The sequence below is a fragment of the Streptomyces sp. NBC_01431 genome, assembly GCF_036231355.1.
Lineage (GTDB): Bacteria > Actinomycetota > Actinomycetes > Streptomycetales > Streptomycetaceae > Streptomyces.
The window spans coordinates 6173813-6193852 of record NZ_CP109496.1 but is presented as its reverse complement, the minus strand read 5'-3'; the positions used below and the strand labels follow the sequence as shown (position 1 = coordinate 6193852).

General features: G+C 69.7%; 18 protein-coding genes. 8 read left to right on the top strand and 10 right to left on the bottom strand.

The window, feature by feature from the left end; genetic code table 11:
• Positions 1–23 precede the first annotated feature (23 nt).
• From OG522_RS28225 to OG522_RS28200, 6 genes are all read right to left on the bottom strand, one after another.
• On the bottom strand, positions 24–1280 hold the full coding sequence (locus tag OG522_RS28225) for a cysteine desulfurase (protein WP_329465824.1): 1257 nt from the start codon (positions 1278–1280) through the stop codon (positions 24–26).
• Positions 1277–2041, bottom strand: a complete 765-nt coding sequence (gene sufC / locus OG522_RS28220; protein ID WP_329465823.1) for a Fe-S cluster assembly ATPase SufC — start codon at positions 2039–2041, stop codon at positions 1277–1279. The genes OG522_RS28225 and sufC overlap by 4 nt, the downstream gene beginning before the upstream one ends.
• Positions 2042–2048: 7 nt before the next feature.
• Positions 2049–2366 carry a bifunctional 3-phenylpropionate/cinnamic acid dioxygenase ferredoxin subunit gene (locus OG522_RS28215; protein WP_114035884.1) on the bottom strand — a complete coding sequence of 106 codons (318 nt, stop codon included), beginning with the start codon at positions 2364–2366 and terminating at the stop codon, positions 2049–2051.
• Positions 2366–3544: a Fe-S cluster assembly protein SufD gene (sufD, locus tag OG522_RS28210; protein ID WP_329465821.1), complete on the bottom strand. Its 1179-nt coding sequence runs from the start codon at positions 3542–3544 to the stop codon at positions 2366–2368. The genes OG522_RS28215 and sufD overlap by 1 nt, the downstream gene beginning before the upstream one ends.
• A 62-nt stretch (positions 3545–3606) precedes the next feature.
• Positions 3607–5028 carry a Fe-S cluster assembly protein SufB gene (gene sufB, locus OG522_RS28205; RefSeq protein WP_329465820.1) on the bottom strand — a complete coding sequence of 474 codons (1422 nt, stop codon included), beginning with the start codon at positions 5026–5028 and terminating at the stop codon, positions 3607–3609.
• A complete protein-coding gene (locus OG522_RS28200; protein WP_329465819.1) occupies positions 5025–5777 on the bottom strand; it encodes a helix-turn-helix transcriptional regulator in 753 nt (250 codons plus the stop codon). The genes sufB and OG522_RS28200 overlap by 4 nt, the downstream gene beginning before the upstream one ends.
• Before the next feature lie 307 nt (positions 5778–6084).
• Between OG522_RS28200 and OG522_RS28195 the strand changes: the two genes are divergently transcribed.
• The 3 genes from OG522_RS28195 (at position 6085) to OG522_RS28185 (ending at position 8910) form a co-directional block, all read left to right on the top strand.
• A complete protein-coding gene (locus tag OG522_RS28195) occupies positions 6085–7011 on the top strand; it encodes an ABC transporter ATP-binding protein (RefSeq protein WP_329465818.1) in 927 nt (308 codons plus the stop codon).
• Complete coding sequence (locus OG522_RS28190) at positions 7008–7775, top strand: ABC transporter permease (RefSeq protein WP_329465817.1); 768 nt, start codon at positions 7008–7010, stop codon at positions 7773–7775. Before OG522_RS28195 ends, OG522_RS28190 begins: the two co-directional genes overlap by 4 nt.
• Before the next feature lie 130 nt (positions 7776–7905).
• The gene (locus tag OG522_RS28185) at positions 7906–8910 is read left to right on the top strand and encodes a COX15/CtaA family protein (RefSeq protein WP_329467767.1); all 1005 of its coding nucleotides are present in this window, start codon (positions 7906–7908) and stop codon (positions 8908–8910) included.
• Here OG522_RS28185 and OG522_RS28180 read toward each other — a convergent pair.
• From OG522_RS28180 to OG522_RS28170, 3 genes are all read right to left on the bottom strand, one after another.
• Positions 8896–9978 (bottom strand): amidohydrolase, encoded by a 1083-nt coding sequence (locus OG522_RS28180; protein ID WP_329465816.1) that lies wholly within the window; start codon positions 9976–9978, stop codon positions 8896–8898. The genes OG522_RS28185 and OG522_RS28180 overlap by 15 nt on opposite strands.
• Positions 9979–10043: 65 nt before the next feature.
• On the bottom strand, positions 10044–10385 hold the full coding sequence (locus OG522_RS28175) for a hypothetical protein (RefSeq protein ID WP_329465814.1): 342 nt from the start codon (positions 10383–10385) through the stop codon (positions 10044–10046).
• An 89-nt stretch (positions 10386–10474) separates the two neighbouring features.
• Complete coding sequence (locus OG522_RS28170; RefSeq protein WP_329465813.1) at positions 10475–11428, bottom strand: heme o synthase; 954 nt, start codon at positions 11426–11428, stop codon at positions 10475–10477.
• A gap of 307 nt (positions 11429–11735) precedes the next feature.
• Between OG522_RS28170 and tkt the strand changes: the two genes are divergently transcribed.
• Genes tkt through pgl form a run of 5 tightly spaced genes read left to right on the top strand, consistent with a single transcriptional unit; the run spans position 11736 to position 18302 of the window.
• A complete protein-coding gene (gene tkt / locus OG522_RS28165; RefSeq protein ID WP_329465811.1) occupies positions 11736–13823 on the top strand; it encodes a transketolase in 2088 nt (695 codons plus the stop codon).
• 35 nt (positions 13824–13858) lie between these two features.
• Positions 13859–14977, top strand: coding sequence for a transaldolase (tal, locus tag OG522_RS28160; RefSeq protein WP_329465810.1), 1119 nt, complete (start codon positions 13859–13861; stop codon positions 14975–14977).
• 3 nt (positions 14978–14980) lie between these two features.
• Positions 14981–16504 (top strand): glucose-6-phosphate dehydrogenase, encoded by a 1524-nt coding sequence (zwf, locus tag OG522_RS28155; protein WP_329465809.1) that lies wholly within the window; start codon positions 14981–14983, stop codon positions 16502–16504.
• The gene (gene opcA, locus OG522_RS28150; protein WP_329465808.1) at positions 16501–17523 is read left to right on the top strand and encodes a glucose-6-phosphate dehydrogenase assembly protein OpcA; all 1023 of its coding nucleotides are present in this window, start codon (positions 16501–16503) and stop codon (positions 17521–17523) included. Before zwf ends, opcA begins: the two co-directional genes overlap by 4 nt.
• Positions 17520–18302, top strand: coding sequence for a 6-phosphogluconolactonase (gene pgl, locus OG522_RS28145; RefSeq protein WP_329465807.1), 783 nt, complete (start codon positions 17520–17522; stop codon positions 18300–18302). Before opcA ends, pgl begins: the two co-directional genes overlap by 4 nt.
• Before the next feature lie 70 nt (positions 18303–18372).
• Here the strand turns inward: pgl and pgi are convergent, their stop codons facing one another.
• On the bottom strand, positions 18373–20025 hold the full coding sequence (gene pgi, locus OG522_RS28140; RefSeq protein ID WP_329467766.1) for a glucose-6-phosphate isomerase: 1653 nt from the start codon (positions 20023–20025) through the stop codon (positions 18373–18375).
• Positions 20026–20040: the final 15 nt, after the last annotated feature.

Genomic DNA, 20040 nt, shown 5'->3' with positions numbered 1-20040 from the left:
GAAAGCACAGCACGTCTCGACTCCTAGCCGAAGAAGTTTCGTACGTGCTCCAGGCCGTCCACCAGGGCGTCGACCTCGGCGGGCGTGGAGTACAGATAGAAAGACGCCCGCGTGGTCGCAGGAATTCCGTAGCGCAGGCAGACCGGGCGTGCGCAGTGGTGGCCGACCCGGACCGCGATGCCCTCCTCGTCGAGGACCTGGCCCACGTCGTGCGGGTGGATGTCGCCGAGCACGAAGGAGATCGCGGCGCCGCGGTCCTCGGCCGTGGTGGGGCCGATGATCCGCAGGTCGGGGACCTCCAGGAGGCGCTTGACCGCGTACTCGGTGATCGCGTGCTCATGGGCGGCGATCTTGTCCATCCCGATCGCCGACAGGTAGTCCACCGCGGCGCCCAGGCCCACGGCCTGCGCGATCGGGGGCGTGCCCGCCTCGAACTTGTGCGGCGCCGGAGCGTAGGTGGACGAGTGCATCGAGACCGTCTCGATCATCTCGCCGCCACCGAGGAACGGCGGAAGGTCCTCAAGGAGCTCCTGGCGGCCCCACAGGACGCCGATGCCGGTCGGGCCGCACATCTTGTGGCCCGTGAAGGCCACGAAGTCGGCCTGCAGCGCCTGCACGTCCAGCGGCATGTGCGGAGCGGCCTGCGAGGCGTCGATGCAGACCAGCGCGCCGACCTGCTGCGCGCGGCGCACGATCGCCTCGACCGGGTTCTGGGTGCCGAGCAGGTTGGAGACCAGCGTGAAGGAGACGATCTTCGTCTTCTCGTTGATGATCTCGTCTATGTTCGACAGGTCGAGCCGGCCGTCGTCGGTCAGGCCGAACCACTTCAGCTTCGCACCCGTGCGCTGCGCGAGCAGCTGCCACGGCACGATGTTGGAGTGGTGCTCCATCTCCGTGATGACGATCTCGGTGTCGCTGTCCACGCGATAGGGCTCATCGGCCCAGCCCAGCATGTTGGCAACGAGGTTGAGCGACTCCGAGGCGTTCTTCGTGAAGATCACCTCGTCGCGGCTCGGCGCGTTGATGAACGTGGCGACCTTGTCACGGGCGCCCTCGTACAGCGCCGTGGCCTCCTCGGCCACCAGGTACACGCCACGGTGGACGTTGGCGTTGTGCTGCTCGTAGTACTCGTTGAGCGCGTCGAGCACCTGGCGCGGCTTCTGCGAGGTCGCCGCGGAGTCGAGGTAGACGATCTTCTTCCCGTCGTGGACCACGCGGTCCAGCAAGGGGAAGTCCTTGCGGATCGCCTCGGTGTCGAGGAGGCCCGGCAGAAACGTCACTCGGAAGCGCCGCCCTTCGTGTACGACTCGTAGCCCTCGGCCTCGAGCTTGTCGGCGAGCTCGGCGCCGCCGGACTCGACGATGCGGCCGCCCGCGAAGACGTGGACGTAGTCGGGCTTGATGTAGCGCAGGATGCGCGTGTAGTGGGTCACCAGGAGGGTGCCGACGTCGCCGTTCTCACGGACGCGGTTGATGCCCTCGGAGACCTGGCGCAGCGCGTCCACATCGAGGCCGGAGTCGGTCTCGTCCAGGATCGCGATCTTCGGCTTGAGGAGCTCGAGCTGGAGGATCTCGTGGCGCTTCTTCTCACCGCCGGAGAAGCCCTCGTTGACGTTGCGCTCGGCGAAGGCCGGGTCCATCTGGAGCTGCTCCATCGCGGACTTGACCTCCTTCACCCAGGTACGCAGCTTGGGGGCCTCGCCGCGGATCGCCGTGGCGGAGGTGCGCAGGAAGTTCGAGACCGAGACGCCGGGGACCTCGACGGGGTACTGCATGGCGAGGAACACGCCGGCGCGGGCGCGCTCGTCGACGGTCATCTCCAGGACGTCCTCGCCGTCGAGGGTGACGGTGCCGCTGGTGATCGTGTACTTGGGGTGACCAGCCAGCGAGTACGCGAGGGTGGACTTGCCTGAGCCGTTGGGGCCCATGATGGCGTGGGTCTCGCCCTGCTTCACGGTCAGGTCGACGCCCTTGAGGATCTCCTTCGTACCGTTCTCGGTGTCGACGGAGACGTGCAGGTCGCGGATTTCAAGCGTTGCCATGGGGAACTCAGGACTCCTGGGTGACGGAGACGAGCACATCGTCCCCTTGGATCTTTACGGGGTATACGGGGACGGGGCGCGTCGCGGGAAGGCCGGACGGCTTGCCGGTGCGGAGGTCGAAACTGGAGCCGTGCAGCCAGCACTCGATGGCACAGTCCTCGACCTCGCCCTCCGAGAGGGAGACGTTCGCGTGCGAGCAGATGTCGTTGATCGCGAACACCTCGCCCTCGGTCTTGACGAGGGACACCGGCGTGCCGTCGATCTCCACCCGCTTGGGGGTGTCGCTCTCCAGCTCGCTCAGCGCACAGGCTTTGACGAAGGCCATCAGACGGAAGCCTCCAGCTCCGTCTCGATCTTGGCAAGCAGGCGCTCTTCGACGTCCGGCAGACCGATCTGCTGGACGAGCTCCGCGAAGAATCCGCGGACGACCAGGCGGCGGGCCTCGTTCGCCGGGATGCCGCGCGACATCAGGTAGAAGAGCTGCTCGTCGTCGAAACGGCCGGTGGCCGAGGCGTGACCGGCACCGGCGATCTCACCGGTCTCGATCTCCAGGTTCGGCACCGAGTCGACGCGGGCACCGTCGGTCAGAACCAGGTTGCGGTTCATCTCGTAGGTGTCGGTGCCTTCGGCCGCCGCCTGGATGAGCACGTCGCCGATCCATACCGCGTGCGCGTTGTCGCCCTGGAGGGCGCCCTTGTACACCGCGTTGGACTTGCAGTGCGGGGTGTTGTGGTCGACGAAGAGGCGGTGCTCCTGGTGCTGCCCCTGGTCGGTGAAGTACAGGCCGAAGAGCTCGGCCTCACCGCCGGTGCCCGCGTAGGCGACCCGCGGGTGCAGCCGTACGAGGTCGCCGCCGAAGGTGACCACGAAGGACTTGAAGGTGGCGTCCCGGCCGATCAGCGCGTTGTGCTGGCCGACGTGGACCGCCTTGTCGTCCCAGTCCTGGACGGATACGACGGTCAGCTTGGCGCCGTCGCCCAGGATGTAGTCGACGTTGGCGGCGAGCACCGCCTCACCGGTGTGGTCGATGACCACGACGGCTTCGGCGAACGCGCCGAGCTCCACGACCTGGTGGCCGTAGGCGATGCCGCCCTCGCCGTGCACGGCGATGCGGATCGGCTCGGTGAGCACCGTGTCCTTGGGGACGCTCACGACGGAGGCCTTCTCGAAGGACGAGTACGCCTGGGCTGCGACCCGGTCCACCGGCGTGCCGGCCCGGCCGAGCCGGGCGTCGTCGCGCCCGACGGTCTCCACGACGACGCCCTCGGGCGCGTCGACGGCCACCTTCACACCGTCACCGGTCGCGACGGCGGTGCCGTCGTGCAGCCCGCGCAGCCGCTCCAGCGGAGTGAAGCGCCACTCCTCCTCGCGCCCGTGCGGGACCGGGAAGTCGGCCACGTCGAAGGACGGGGGCGCGCTCATGCGGGTGGCGACGGTGGACTCGGCGGCCACCGCGATGGATCCGGCGGTGGTGGAGCCCACCGGGATGTTTGCCTCAGCCATGGCTGTCGTAGTGCTCTCTTCCTAGATCAGAATCTGCTCAACTGCCGGACGGGGAACGGTCGTTAGCCGACCGAGCCCTCCATCTGCAGCTCGATCAGCCGGTTGAGCTCCAGGGCGTACTCCATGGGCAGCTCCTTGGCGATCGGCTCGACGAAGCCGCGCACGATCATGGCCATGGCCTCGAACTCGGTCAGACCGCGGCTCATCAGGTAGAAGAGCTGGTCGTCGGAGACCTTGGAGACGGTCGCCTCGTGGCCCATGGACACGTCGTCCTCGCGGACGTCCACGTAGGGGTAGGTGTCCGAGCGGGAGATCGTGTCGACCAGGAGCGCGTCGCACAGCACGTTGGACTTGGAGCCGTGCGCGCCCTCGCCGATCTCGACCAGGCCGCGGTAGGAAGTGCGGCCGCCGCCTCGCGCCACCGACTTGGAGACGATGTTGGAGGAGGTGTTCGGCGCCATGTGGACCATCTTGGAGCCGGCGTCCTGGTGCTGGCCCTCGCCCGCGAACGCGATGGAGAGCGTCTCGCCCTTGGCGTGCTCGCCCATCAGGTAGACGGCCGGGTACTTCATGGTGACCTTGGAGCCGATGTTGCCGTCGATCCACTCCATGGTCGCGCCCTCGTACGCCACGGCGCGCTTGGTGACCAGGTTGTAGACGTTGTTCGACCAGTTCTGGATCGTCGTGTAGCGGCAGCGGCCGCCCTTCTTGACGATGATCTCCACGACGGCGCTGTGCAGCGAGTCCGAGGAGTAGATCGGGGCGGTGCAGCCCTCGACGTAGTGGACGTAGGCGTCCTCGTCGACGATGATCAGCGTCCGCTCGAACTGGCCCATGTTCTCCGTGTTGATGCGGAAGTAGGCCTGCAGCGGGATGTCGACGTGGACACCCTTGGGCACGTAGATGAACGAGCCGCCCGACCACACCGCGGTGTTCAGCGACGCGAACTTGTTGTCGCCGACGGGGATGACGGTGCCGAAGTACTCCTGGAAGAGCTCCGGGTGCTCCTTCAGCGCGGTGTCGGTGTCGAGGAAGATGACGCCCTGCTCCTCCAGGTCCTCACGGATCTGGTGGTAGACGACCTCGGACTCGTACTGGGCCGCGACACCGGCCACCAGGCGCTGCTTCTCCGCCTCGGGGATGCCGAGCTTGTCGTACGTGTTCTTGATGTCCTCGGGCAGGTCCTCCCAGGACTCCGCCTGCTTCTCCGTGGACCGCACGAAGTACTTGATGTTGTCGAAGTCGATGCCGGAGAGGTCGGAGCCCCAGTTCGGCATGGGCTTCTTGTCGAAGAGCCGCAGACCCTTGAGGCGCAGCTTCAGCATCCACTCGGGCTCGTTCTTCTTCTGCGAGATGTCGCGCACGACAGCCTCGGAGAGACCGCGCTTGGCAGCGGCTCCCGCCGCGTCGGAGTCGGCCCAGCCGTATTCGTACGTGCCCAGGCCTTCGAGCTCAGGGTGGGCAGTCTCCGTGGGGAGAGTCATGCGGGGTTCCTCCCGGCCGTGCTAGCGGATGCTTGCTGATGTGTGGTCTGTGGTGGCGCGCCGTGCGGGATGAACGTGGTGCACACGCCGTCGCCGTGGGCGATCGTGGCCAGGCGTTGCACATGCGTTCCCAGGAGGCGGGAGAAGAACTCCGTTTCCGCCTCGCACAGCTGCGGGTACCGCTCGGCGGCGTGGGCCACCGGGCAGTGGTGCTGGCAGAGCTGCTCGCCTCTCTGCGGAAGGGGCGCGCTGCGCGCTGTAGCAGCGTACCCGTCGGCGCTCAAGGCCCTGGCCAGGGCTTCGGTCCGCGCTTCGGGCTCCACGGCCTCGATCGCGTCCCGGTACGCCCCCGCCTGAGCCTCGATGCGGGTCCGCGCGAACGCGGCGACGGCCTTGCGGCCTGCCGCGCCGCCTCCGGCGGACTGCTCGATCCAGCGCAGCGCGTCGACGGCGAGCTTGTCGTAGGACTGCTCGAAGGCGTCCCTGCCGCAGTCGGTGAGCGCGAAGACCTTGGCCGGCCGGCCGCGGGTCCGGGCCCCGTACACACGCTGTTCGCGGGGGGCCACGACCTCGTCGGCCACCAGGGCGTCGAGGTGGCGGCGGACCGCGGCCTGGGTGAGGCCGAGGCGCTTCGCGAGGTCCAGGGCGGTCGAGGGCCCGTGGTCCAGGATGGACCGCGCGACCCGGTTGCGGGTGGACCGCTCACCGGTCGCGAGTTCCTCCTGGGGAGCCTCGCCGATGTTTTTCACAACGCCATTGTTGCGTAATTCCTCGGAGCCTGACAACCCACGTCCGGATCGCGGCCGGTGCGGTACATCACTTAGGCATACCTAATCTGACCTGCGGAAACGATCTTTGATCGATCAGTCTCCGGTTTCCTGGGCCGACCTCCGAAGCGGCCCTGCGGCGCCGCCCGCACCCCCTGTGACCGGGCCTTTGTCGTCCGCGACTCGGCCAGGCAGGGACCGGGTCGCCTTTTCTGCGCCCCACGTGGCAGTCGGGGGACCCGGGCCCCGCGCCACTTCGATCCCCGGCCCCTGCCTAGACTTGCCCGTCATGAAGAGCGAGCCCGTCGTCCAGGTCACCGGCCTGGTCAAGCGGTACGGACCCAAGACCGCTGTGGACGGCCTCGACCTCACGGTCGGCGCGGGCACCGTGACCGCCGTCCTCGGCCCCAACGGCGCCGGCAAGACCACCACCATCGAGACCTGCGAGGGCTACCGCAGGCCGGACGCGGGCACCGTCCGCGTCCTCGGCCTCGACCCGGTGGCCGACGCCTCCCTGCTGAAGCCGCGGATCGGGGTGATGCTCCAGTCCGGCGGCGTGTACTCCGGCGCCCGCGCCGACGAGATGCTCCGCCACATGGCGAAGCTGCACGCGCACCCGCTGGACGTGGACGCGCTCATCGAGCGCCTCGGCCTCGGCAGCTGCGGACGCACCACCTACCGCAGGCTCTCCGGCGGCCAGCAGCAGCGCCTGGCTCTCGCGATGGCCGTCGTGGGCCGCCCCGAGCTGGTCTTCCTGGACGAGCCGACCGCCGGGCTCGACCCGCAGGCCCGGCGCGCCACCTGGGACCTGGTGCGCGAGTTGCGCACCGACGGCGTGTCCGTGGTGCTGACCACGCACTTCATGGACGAGGCCGAGGAACTCGCCGACGACGTCGCGATCGTCGACGCGGGCCGGGTCGTCGCCCACGGCTCCCCCGAGCAGCTCTGCAAGGGCGGCGCCGAGAACACCCTCCGCTTCACCGGGCGCCCCGGCCTCGACCTCGGCTCCCTCCTCAAGGCCCTGCCCGACGGCACCGCCGCGGCCGAACTGACTCCGGGCGCCTACCGCATCACCGGCGCCATCGACCCCCAGCTGCTCGCCACCGTCACCTCCTGGTGCGCCCAGCACGGCGTGATGCCCGACGGCATCTCGGTCGAGCGCCACAGCCTTGAGGACGCCTTCCTGGAACTGACCGGCAAGGAGCTGCGCGCATGAGCGCTGGTACGTACGCACCGAAGCCGGGAGCCGCGCCGCTCGGGCGGATGATCGGGGCGCAGACCGCGCTGGAGACGCGGATGCTGCTGCGCAACGGCGAGCAGCTGCTGCTCACCGTGATCATTCCGAGCCTGCTGCTCGTGCTCTTCTCCACCGTCGACATCATCGACACGGGCCGCGGCAAGTCCGTCGACTTCCTGGCACCGGGCATCCTCGCGCTCGCCGTGATGTCCACCGCGTTCACCGGCCAGGCCATCGCGACCGGCTTCGAGCGGCGGTACGGGGTGCTCAAGCGGCTCGGTGCCTCGCCGCTGCCGCGCTGGGCGCTGATGGCCTCGAAGACGCTGGCGGTCCTGATCACCGAGGTGTTCCAGGTCGTCCTGCTGACCGTCATCGCGTACGCGCTCGGCTGGTCCACGCACGGCAACCCGCTCGCGGTGTTCCTGCTGCTCGTGCTCGGCACAGCGGCGTTCTCCGGTCTCGGGCTGCTCATGGCCGGCACCCTGAAGGCGGAGGCGACGCTGGCCGCGGCCAACCTGGTGTTCCTGCTGCTGCTCGTGGCGGGCGGCGTCATCGTGCCGATGGACAAGTTCCCCGGCTCGGTGCGGTCCGTGCTGGACCTGCTCCCCATCTCGGCCCTGTCCGACGGGCTGCGCGGCGTGCTCCAGCAGGGCGCTTCGATGCCGTGGGGCGATGTCGGGATCCTCGCGGTGTGGGCGGTTCTCGGCCTCGGCGCGGCCGCGAAGTTCTTCCGCTGGGAGTGAGCGGGGGGCGGGGGACGGGAGTGAGCTGCCCCTCCCGGTACGGCCGGGCGCTCCGGGACGGGAGTGAGCTTCCTCCCGGTACGGCCCGGCGCACCCCCCTCGTGAAAACATGCACAAACGGCCGCCTACGATAGTGCGCATGCCGAAAGTGACCCGCGCCGATGTGACCGCAGCGGCCCGCAATCCGCTCCTCTACATCGCGGAGCGTTGGACCGCCTCCCCCCGGATCGTGCGGCGCGCGGCCCTCGCCGCCCTCGTCATGTCCGTCGCCATCGTGGTGACCGGCGGCGCGGTCCGGCTCACGGGCTCCGGGCTCGGCTGCCCCACCTGGCCCAAGTGCACCAGCGACAGCCTGACCGTCACCAGCGAGATGGGCTTCCGCGGCGTCATCGAGTTCACCAACCGGATGCTGACGTACGTGCTGTGCGCGGCGGTCGGCTGGGCGATCATCGCGGCCCGCTCCGCGAAGCCGTGGCGGCGCCCGCTGACCCGGCTCGGCTGGGTGCAGTTCTGGGTGGTCATGGGCAACGCGGTGCTGGGCGGCATCGTCGTCCTGGTCGGCCTCAACCCGTACACGGTGGCCGCCCACTTCCTGCTCTCCAGCGCGCTCATCGCGGTCGCGGTGGTCACCTGGCAGCGCACCCAGGAGGGCGACGGCGCGCCAAGGCCCTTGGTGGGCAAGGCGGTTGTGCAGCTGACCTGGCTTCTGGTGGGCGCGTCGGCCGCGCTGATCGCGGTCGGCACGATCGTGACCGGCACCGGGCGGCATCCCGGCGACTCCAAGGACGTACCGCGCATCCCGCTCGACTGGACGATGATCACGCAGCTGCACGCGGACCTCGCGTGGGTCGTGGTGGCGCTGACCGTCGCGCTCTGGTTCGTCCTGAAGGCCGTCGACGCACCGGCCGGACCGCGCGACAGGGCCCGTGATCTGTTCGTGGTGCTGATGGCGCAGGGCGTGATCGGCTACGTCCAGTACTTCACGAAGACGCCCGAGATCCTGGTGGGCCTGCACATGTTCGGCTCCTGCCTGGTGTGGGTGGCGGTACTGCGCGTCCTGCTCGCGCTGCGCGAGCGCCCCGAGGCCACCGTCGAGCTTCCGGCACCGGCCGACGCCGCCCTAACCAGCGCCTGACAGTCCGTAGACGCGGCGGGCATTGCCCGCCGCGATCATCCCGGCGACCCGCTGCGCGTCCGTGCGTGACCAGGCGCCGTCGCCGACCCAGCCGCCCAGCACCCGGCCGAGCGCCTCCGAGAACAGCCGCGCGCCCACCACGTGCAGTTCGGGCAGCCCGCGCGCGCCGCTGGAGTAGAGCAGTTTCCCGAACGGGGCCAGCTCCATGATCTCCGCGAGCACGGCCGCGGCCCCGGCCCCCGTGCGCACCAGGGCCGGCCCGACGTCGGCGTACACGTGCGGATGGACGCTGGCCAGGTGGGCGGCCTGGCGGTGGTACGGATAGCCGTGCAGCAGCACCAGATCGGTGCCGAGCCCGGCGGTCGCGGTTGCGAACGGGCCGAGCGGCATGGGGTCCGCCATTCCCATTCTGAGCTGGAGCGGCCGCCCGGAGGCGACCGCGCTCCACAGCAGGTGCCGCAGCAGGACGGGATCCTCAAGGCGCCCGTGTTTGCGCCGCCCCGCCAGCCACCGCCCGGCCGCGCCGCGCACCTCCCCCGGCCCCGGCGGCTCGGGGTCGAACCCGTCGCGCCGGCCCGCGACCGAGGCGAAGGCGACGGCGGAGGCGGCCGCGGTGTGCACGGCCTCGGCGAGGTTGGCGAGGAAGGACTCGACGGTCCCCGAGGTGTCGGCGACCTGTTCGGCGAGAAGTTCGAGACGGACGATCTCATGGGCGTCGGCCGCGCCCGCCGCGGCGATCTCGTGCGGGGCGGTGAGGTCTCCGGGCGGCCCGGTGTCCACCAGATAGGTGGAGATCCCCGAGCCGCGCAGCAGCCGTCTTCCCGACTCCAGTACGCCGAGCTCGCGTCGGCGGGCCAGATAGCGGGCCGGCGCGCAGTGCGGTTCGAGGCCCAGGAGCGGGGGGCACCAGCGGCGTACGGCGAAGCCGGTCTGGGTGTCGAAGAAGGTGGTGCCGGGCGCGGGCAGGGCTCCGGTGCGGCCGAGCGCGGTCTCGAAGGTGCCGAGCCCGAGCTCGGTGCGCAGCACGCCGTGGCAGTACTGGTCCACCAGGGTCGGGGTGTCGATCATCCGGGGCTCCCTGCGGTGGACGCGTTTCCACCACTCCTAACGGGTGAGCCCCGGATCGGTGTTGCTCAGGTGTTCTTCGGACCGCCGAGCTGGATGCCGGCCATGCGGGTCCACTCGTACGGGCCGGTCTTCACCTTGCCCGCGAACTCACCGTCGAAGTCCTCGTGGACGGTGATCCCGGCCTTCTCGACGGCGCTCCGCGCGACGGCGTGATCCGGAGCCACGAGGTCGCCCCAGCCGCCGTCCTGGCCGACGAGGACGATGCGGGCGCCCTTCTGCCCGATGTACGCGATCTGGCCCTCGGCACCGCCGTGCTTCTGCGCGAAGGAGCCGATCTGGCGGGCCAGCCTGGCCGCGCGCCGTTCGGCCCTGGCGGCCTGCTTCTCGTCAACCTGGGTGTCTGCCATGCCGCGATGCTACTAGCGGGTAGCCCATGGTGCGACAAGAGGGGCCAGTGGCTTGCGCCACTGGCCCCCGAGGTCGCGAAGCGGTGCGGTCAGCGCAGGAACGGGTCCACCGCGACGGCCACGAAAAGGAGCGACACGTAGGTGATGGACCAGTGGAAGAGCCGCATTTCCTTCAGCTGGGTGCCCGTCGCCTCGGACTTGGCGCGGGACTGGAGCGCGTGCGCCTCCCACAGCCACCAGCCGCCCGCGAGCACCGCGACGGCCGTGTAGAGCCAGCCGGTGTAGCCGAGCGGGGTCGGCAGCAGCGAGACGAGGACCATCACCCAGCTGTAGAGGACGATCTGGCGGGCCACGACCTTGTTGGACGCGACCACCGGCAGCATCGGCACGCCGACGCGCGCATAGTCGTCCTTGACCTTCATGGACAGCGGCCAGTAGTGCGCCGGCGTCCAGAAGAACATCACGAGGAAGAGGATGACCGGCGCCCACGACATGGAGTTCGTGACCGAGGACCAGCCGATCAGCACCGGCAGACAGCCCGCGATGCCGCCCCACACGATGTTCTGCGAGGTCCGGCGCTTGAGGATCATCGTGTACACGATGACGTAGAAGAGCAGCGCGCCGAGCGAGAGGGCCGCCGAGAACCAGTTGACCAGGAGGCCGAACCACAGCGTCGAGATCACGGCGAGCGAGATGCCGAAGACCAGGCACTCGCGCGGCGAGACCATCCCGGTCACCAGCGGTCGCTGCGAGGTGCGGTCCATCAGCGCGTCGATGTCGCGGTCGATGTACATGTTCAGCGCGTTTGCGCCGCCCGCGGAGAGGTAACCGCCCAGTGTGGTGGCGAACACCAGCCACAGCGGCGGAACGCCCTGCTCGGCCAGGAACATCACCGGGATGGTGGTGATGAGAAGCAGCTCGATGATCCGTGGCTTGGTCAGCGCCACGAATGCCTTGACGCGGGCCCCGAATGGCCGGTGGCCCCCCGGGCTGGGAGTCAAGACGACCCCTGCGGGTCGGGACTCGACGGCCGTCACGCACACCCCTGACAGAGAATTCCCAGCAAGTCCCCGGTGATCCGGGACGTTCCCGGACGTGAAGGCCCGGTAAAGACTTGCGCGTACCACGCCACTGTAGACGTTGCCCATACGACGCCATCCCCGGGGGTGGCGTCGTGTTGGGCGCCGTTCATCGGGAGGCGGAATCCGCCGCCTCCCGGCACCCTTGAGGTGTCTGTCCCAAGGGGCAGACAGTCGAAAAAGTGAGCGTTCCGGCAGGGGTAGGCTCGACAGCGCCCGGTGCGCCCTCAGTCACCGGGATTCAACATGTGGAGAGGAGCCCTGACTCAGGGTGAGCACCAAGCCGACCACCACAGACCTCGAGTGGACCGAGCTGGACCAGCGGGCCGTAGACACCGGCCGCGTACTGGCCGCGGATGCTGTACAGAAGGTCGGCAACGGCCATCCAGGTACGGCGATGAGCCTGTCCCCGGCCGCGTACACCCTCTTCCAGAAGGTGATGCGCCACGATCCGGCGGACGCCGACTGGGTCGGACGCGACCGGTTCGTGCTCTCCGCGGGCCACTCGTCCCTGACCCTCTACATCCAGCTGTACCTGGCCGGTTTCGGCCTGGAGCTGGACGACCTGAAGGCGTTCCGGACGTGGGGTTCCAAGACCCCCGGGCACCCGGAGTACGGCCACACCACCGGTGTCGAGACGACGACCGGCCCGCTGGGCCAGGGCGTCGCCAACGCCGTGGGCATGGCGATGGCCGCCCGCTACGAGCGCGGTCTGTTCGACCCGGAGACCGCCCTCGGCGCCTCCCCGTTCGACCACTTCGTGTACGCGATCGCCGGCGACGGCTGCCTCCAGGAGGGCATCTCCGCCGAGGCGTCCTCGATGGCCGGTCACCAAAAGCTCGGCAACCTGGTCCTTCTGTGGGACGACAACCACATCTCGATCGAGGGCGACACCGAGACGGCCGTGTCCGAGGACACGATGAAGCGGTACGAGGCGTACGGCTGGCACGTCCAGCGCGTGGCGCCCAAGGACAACGGCGACCTCGACGTCGAGGCGCTGTACGCCGCGATCGAGGCCGCGAAGGCCGTGACCGACAAGCCGTCGTTCATCGCGATGCGCTCGATCATCGCCTGGCCCGCGCCGCACGCCCAGAACACCGAGGCCGCCCACGGCTCGGCGCTCGGCGACGACGAGGTGGCCGCCACCAAGCGCGTCCTCGGCTTCGACCCGGAGAAGTCCTTCGAGGTGAGCGACGAGGTTCTCGCGCACACCCGCGAGGCGCTCGACCGCGGCCGCGAGGCCAGGGCCGCCTGGGAGAAGACGTTCGCCGCCTGGCGCACCGCCAACCCGGAGCGCGCCGCCGAGTTCGACCGCATCAACGCGGGCGAGCTGCCCGAGGGCTGGGAGTCGCACCTTCCGGTCTTCGAGCCGGGCAAGGGCGTCGCCACCCGCGCCGCCTCCGGCAAGGTGCTGCAGGCGCTCGGCGCGGTCATGCCCGAGCTGTGGGGCGGCTCCGCCGACCTCGCCGGCTCGAACAACACGACCATCGACAAGACGTCGTCGTTCCTGCCGGCCGGCAACCCGCTGCCGGAGGCCGACCCGTACGGCCGCACGGTCCACTTCGGCATCCGCGAGCACTCCATGGCCGCGGAGATGAACGGCATCGCGCTGCACGGCCACACCCGCGTCTACGGCGGCACCTTCCTGGTGTTCTCCGACTACATGCGCAACGCCGTACGCCTTTCCGCCCTGATGCACCTGCCGGTGACGTACGTGTGGACGCACGACTCCATCGGTCTGGGCGAGGACGGCCCCACGCACCAGCCGGTCGAGCACCTCGCCTCGCTGCGCGCGATCCCCGGCCTCAACGTGGTCCGCCCGGCGGACGCCAACGAGACCGCGATCGCCTGGCGCGAGATCCTCAAGCGCCACACCAAGGTGTTCGGCAAGGGGGCCCCGCACGGCCTCGTGCTGACCCGCCAGGGCGTGCCGACATACGAGGCCAACGACGATGCCGCCAAGGGCGGTTACGTGCTGGTCGAGGCCGAGGGCGGTCAGGCCCAGGTCGTACTCATCGGCACCGGCTCCGAGGTCCAGCTCGCCGTCGGCGCGCGCGAGCAGCTGCAGGCTGCCGGCATCCCGACCCGGGTGGTCTCGATGCCGTCCGTCGAGTGGTTCGAGGAGCAGGACCAGGCGTACAAGGACAGCGTCCTGCCGCCGTCGGTCCGCGCCCGGGTCGCGGTCGAGGCCGGTATCGGTCTGACCTGGCACCGGTACGTGGGCGACGCGGGCCGCATCGTCTCGCTGGAGCACTTCGGCGCTTCGGCGGACGGCAAGGTCCTCTTCCAGGAGTTCGGCTTCACCGCCGATCACGTGGCCGCCGCCGCCCGGGAATCTCTCGAAGCCGCAGCGCGCTGACGCCGGTACACGAACTAGTAGGAGATGCAATTCTCATGACAGACGCACTCAAGCGCCTCTCCGACGAAGGCGTCGCGATCTGGCTCGACGACCTGTCGCGCAAGCGGATCACGTCCGGCAACCTGGCCGAGCTGATCGACCAGTCGCACGTGGTGGGCGTCACGACCAACCCGTCGATCTTCCAGAAGGCGATCTCGTCCGGTGACGGTTACGAGCAGCAGCTCACCGACCTCGCCGCCCGCAAGGTCACCGTCGAAGAGGCCATCCGCATGATCACGACGGCTGACGTGAGGGACGCCGCCGACATCCTGCGCCCGGTCTTCGACGCCACCGAGGGCCAGGACGGCCGGGTCTCCATCGAGGTCGACCCGCGCCTGGCGCACAACACCAGGGCGACGGTCGCCGAGGCCAGGCAGCTGGCCTGGCTGGTGGACCGCCCGAACACGCTCATCAAGATCCCGGCCACCAAGGCGGGCCTGCCGGCGATCGCCGAGACCATCGGTCTCGGCATCAGCGTCAACGTCACGCTGATCTTCTCGCTGGAGCGTTACCGCGAGGTCATGGACGCCTACCTGACCGGTCTTGAGAAGGCCAAGGAGCGCGGCCTGGACCTCTCGAAGATCCACTCCGTGGCGTCCTTCTTCGTGTCCCGCGTGGACACCGAGATCGACAAGCGGATCGACGCCCTGGGCACCGACGAGGCCAAGGCCGCCCGCGGCAAGGCCGGCGTCGCCAACGCCCGGCTCGCCTACGAGGCGTACGAGGAGGTCTTCTCCTCCGACCGCTGGAACGCCCTGGACAAGGCGCACGCCAACAAGCAGCGCCCGCTGTGGGCCTCGACCGGCGTGAAGGACAAGGCGTACAAGGACACCCTGTACGTCGACGACCTGGTGGCTCCCAACACGGTGAACACCATGCCCGAGGCCACTCTCGACGCGACCGCCGACCACGGGCAGATCACCGGCGACGCGGTGACCGGCACCTACGAGCAGTCCCGCGCCGAACTCGCCGCCGTCGAGAAGCTGGGGATCTCCTACGACGAGGTCGTGCAGCTCCTGGAGGACGAGGGCGTCGAGAAGTTCGAGTCCGCCTGGAACGACCTGCTCAAGTCCACCGAGGCGGAGCTCAAGCGCCTCGCACCCGCGGAGGCGTAAATCTTGTCAAGCAGCAATCCGCTGCGTGACGCCGCAGACCGACGGCTCCCGCGTATCGCGGGGCCGTCGGGCCTGGTGATCTTTGGCGTCACGGGCGATTTGTCCCGTAAAAAGTTGATGCCCGCCGTCTATGACCTCGCCAACCGGGGTCTGCTGCCGCCGGGCTTTGCCCTGATCGGTTTCGCCCGCCGCGAGTGGCAGGACGAGGACTTCGCGCAGGAGGTCCACGACGCGGTCAAGGCGCACGCCCGTACGCCGTTCCGCGAGGAGGTCTGGCAGCAGCTCATCCAGGGGATGCGCTTCGTCCAGGGCGACTTCGACGACGACGACGCCTTCGAGACGCTGAAGTCGACCATCCAGGAACTCGACAAGGCGCAGGGCACGGGCGGCAACTTCGCCTTCTACCTGTCGGTACCGCCGAAGTTCTTCCCCAAGGTCGTCCAGCAGCTCAAGAAGCACGGTCTGGCCGACCAGAAGGACGGCTCCTGGCGCCGCGCGGTCATCGAGAAGCCGTTCGGCCACGACCTGGTCTCCGCCAAGGAGCTCAACCAGGTCGTGCACGAGGTCTTCCCGCCCGACGAGGTCTTCCGGATCGACCACTACCTGGGCAAGGAGACCGTTCAGAACATCCTGGCCCTGCGGTTCGCGAACACCATGTTCGAGCCGCTGTGGAACCGCTCCTACGTCGACCACGTGCAGATCACGATGGCCGAGGACATCGGCATCGGCGGCCGGGCCGGCTACTACGACGGCATCGGCGCGGCCCGCGACGTCATCCAGAACCACCTGCTCCAGCTGCTCGCGCTGACCGCGATGGAGGAGCCCGCCTCCTTCGACGCGGACGCGCTCGCCGCGGAGAAGACCAAGGTGCTCGGCGCCGTGCGACTGCCGAAGGACCTCGGCAAGGACACCGTGCGCGCCCAGTACGCGGCCGGGTGGCAGGGCGGCGAGAAGGCCGTCGGCTACCTCCAGGAAGACGGCATCGACCCCAAGTCGAAGACCGACACCTACGCCGCGATCAAGCTGGGGATCGACAACCGCCGCTGGGCGGGCGTCCCGTTCTACCTGCGTACCGGCAAGCGCCTCGGCCGCCGCGTCACGGAGATCGCGGTCGTCTTCCAGCGCGCCCCGCACTCCCCCTTCGACCACACCGCCACGGAGGAGCTGGGCCAGAACGCCCTGGTCATCCGGGTGCAGCCGGACGAGGGCGTGACGGTGCGGTTCGGCTCCAAGGTGCCGGGTACCTCGATGGAGGTCCGGGACGTCTCCATGGACTTCGCGTACGGCGAGTCCTTCACGGAGTCGAGCCCCGAGGCCTACGAACGCCTCATCCTGGACGTCCTGCTCGGCGATTCCAACCTCTTCCCGCGAGTGGAGGAGGTCGAGCTGTCCTGGAAGATCCTCGACCCGATCGAGCGGTACTGGGACGCCCACGGCAAGCCCGCCCAGTACCCGTCCGGGACCTGGGGACCGGACGAGGCGGACGAAATGCTCGCACGAGACGGACGGAGCTGGCGTCGGCCATGAAGATCGACCTTACGGACACCACGGCCAGCAAGATCAACAAGGCCCTCGTGCAGGGCCGCCGGGCCGTGGGCACCCCCGCCGTCGGCATGGTGCTCACGCTCGTCATCGTCACCGACGAGGAGAACGCCTACGACGCCCTGCGGGCGGCCAGTGACGCCTCGCGCGAGCACCCCTCGCGCACGCTCGTCGTCATCAAGCGGGTCTCGCGCTCGCCGCGCGACCGCACCAGCTCCCGGCTCGACGCCGAGGTGCGGGTGGGCGCGGACGCGGGCACCGGCGAGACGGTGGTCCTGCGGCTGTACGGCGAGGTACTCAACCACGCCCAGTCGGTGGTCCTGCCGCTGCTCCTGCCGGATGCTCCGGTCGTCGTCTGGTGGCCGGTGAGCGCGCCGTCCGATCCGGCGAAGGACCCGCTGGGCGCGCTCGCCCAGCGCCGGGTGACCGACACCTACGCGGCCGAGCACCCCATCCAGGAGCTGACCGCCCGCGCCGAGGCGTACACCCCGGGCGACACCGACCTGGCGTGGACGCGCATCACGCCGTGGCGTTCGATGCTGGCCGCGGCGCTCGACCAGATCGCCTGCAAGGTGACCGCCGTCGAGGTGGAGGGCGAGGAGTTCAACCCGAGCTGCGAACTGCTCGGCATGTGGCTCGCGGACCGGCTGAACGTGCCGGTCAAGCGCTCCGTGTCGTCGGGCCCCGGCCTCACCGCCGTACGCCTGGAGACGACGGGCGGCCCGATCGTCCTGGACCGCGCCGACGGCTCGCTCGCCACGCTCTCCGTGCAGGGCCAGCCCGACCGCGCGGTGGCTCTGAAGCGCCGCGAGACCGCCGAGCTCATCGCGGAGGAACTGCGCCGCCTCGACCCGGACGACACCTACGCGTCCGCGCTCAAGTACGGCGTCGACCGGCTCGGCGACGGCAGCGGGGCGACCGCCGCACCGGCCACCGCCGAACCGGACGTCAAGCCGGCCCCGGCGAAGAAGGCGGCCGTGGCCAAGAAGGCAGCGGCCAAGTGAGCACGCCGCAGCTCGTCGTCCACCGCGACAAGGAGCTGATGGCCCAGGCCGCCGCGGCCCGCCTGATCACGAAGGTCGTGGACGCCCAGGCCGCTCGCGGCTCGGCGTCCGTGGTCCTCACGGGCGGCCGCAACGGCAACGGCCTCCTCGCGGCGCTGGCCTCCTCACCGGCCCGGGATGCGATCGACTGGTCGCGCCTCGACCTGTGGTGGGGCGACGAGCGCTTCGTGCCCGAGGGCGACCCGGAGCGGAACTACACGCAGGCGCGTGAGGCACTGCTCGATGCGGTGGCGCTGGACCCGAAGCGGGTGCACGCGATGCCGGCTTCGGGCGGGGCGTACGGCAGCGACGCCGACGCGGCCGCGGCCGCCTACGCGGCGGAGCTTGCGGCGGCCGCGGGCCCCGAGGACCACGGACCGGTGCCGACGTTCGACGTCCTGATGCTGGGTGTCGGCCCGGACACCCATGTGGCGTCCCTCTTCCCGGAGTTGCCCGCGGTGCGGGAGACCGAGCGGACGGTCGTCGGGGTGCACGGCGCCCCGAAGCCGCCGCCCACCCGGATCTCGCTGACCCTTCCGGCGATCCGGGCGGCCCGTGAGGTGTGGCTGCTCGCGGCGGGCGAGGACAAGGCGCAAGCCGCGGCGATAGCCCTGTCGGGCGCCGGCGAGGTCCAGGCCCCGGCGGCGGGCGCCTACGGCCGCGCCCGAACGCTGTGGCTACTGGACGCGGCGGCCGCTTCCCGGCTCCCGCGATCGCTGTATCCGCCGGCGTCCGCCTGACACCGGCCCCTGGGCAACGGCCCGGTTCACCCCCTCGGGGGCGAACCGGGCCGTTGTGTCTCGCGAGGCCTCAACGGCCGCGCAGCGCACGGTACTTGGCGACCAGGGCCTTGCTGGACGGGTCGAGGCCCGGCACGTCCGCGCCCTCGGTCAGAGCGGGCTCGACGCGCTTGGCCAGGACCTTGCCGAGCTCGACGCCCCACTGGTCGAAGGAGTCGATGTTCCAGATGGCGCCCTGTACGAACACCTTGTGCTCGTACAGCGCGATCAGCTGGCCGAGGACCGAGGGGGTCAGCTCCTTGGCGAGGATCGTGGTGGTGGGGTGGTTGCCCTTGAACGTCTTGTGCGGCACGAGTTCCTCGGCCACGCCCTCGGCCCGCACCTCCTGCGGCGTCTTGCCGAAGGCCAGCGCCTGCGTCTGGGCGAAGAAGTTGGCCATCAGGAGGTCGTGCTGGGCGACCAGGCCCGGCAGCAGGTCGGCGACCGGCTCGGCGAAGCCGATGAAGTCGGCCGGGATGACCTTCGTGCCCTGGTGGATCAACTGGTAGTACGCGTGCTGCCCGTTGGTGCCCGGGGTGCCCCACACGACCGGCCCGGTCTGCCACTCGACCGGGTTGCCGTCGCGGTCCACGGACTTGCCGTTGGACTCCATGTCCAGCTGCTGGAGGTAGGCGGTGAACTTGGACAGGTAGTGCGAGTACGGCAACACCGCGTGCGACTGCGCGTCGAAGAACGCGCCGTACCAGACGCCCAACAGGCCGAGCAGCAAAGGTGCGTTGGACTCGGCGGGGGCCGTGCGGAAGTGCTCGTCGATCAGGCGGAAGCCGTCGAGCATCTCGCGGAACCGGTCCGGCCCGATGGCGATCATCAGGGAGAGGCCGATGGCCGAGTCGAAGGAGTAGCGTCCGCCGACCCAGTCCCAGAACCCGAACATGTTGGCCGTGTCGATGCCGAACTCGGCGACCTTGTCGGCATTGGTCGACAGCGCCACGAAGTGCTTGGCGACGGCGCCCTGATCGGCCTTCAGCTCGGTGAGCAGCCAGTCGCGCGCCGAGGTGGCGTTGGTGATGGTCTCGATGGTGGTGAAGGTCTTGGACGCGATGATGAACAGCGTCTCGGCGGCGTCCAGGTCGCGCACGGCCTCGTGGAGGTCGGCGCCGTCGACGTTGGACACGAACCGGACCGTCAACTCCCGGTCGGCGAAGGACTTCAGGACCTCGTACGCCATCGCCGGGCCGAGGTCGGAGCCGCCGATACCGATGTTGACCACGTTCTTGATGCGCTTGCCGGTGTGGCCCGTCCACTCGCCCGAGCGGATCCGCTCCGAGAAGGCGGCCATCTTGTCGAGCACGGCGTGCACGCCCGGCACCACGTTCTCGCCGTCGACCTCGATCACCGCGTCGCGCGGGGCGCGCAGCGCGGTGTGCAGGACGGCGCGGTCCTCGGACGTGTTGATCTTCTCGCCGCGGAACATCGCGTCCCGCAGGCCGTCTACATCGGCGGCCGCGGCCAGTTCGCGCAGCAGCGCGAGGGTCTCGTCGGTCACCAGGTGCTTGGAGTAGTCCAGGTAGAGGTCGCCGACCTGCAGGGTGCATCCGGTGCCGCGACCGGGTTCGGCGGCGAACAGCTCACGCAGATGGGTGTCGCCCAACTGCTCCCGGTGCTTGCCCAGTGCGATCCACTCCGGCATCTGGTTGAGCCTGGTACGGCTTCCTGCGTTCATCTGCGGCATCAGCCC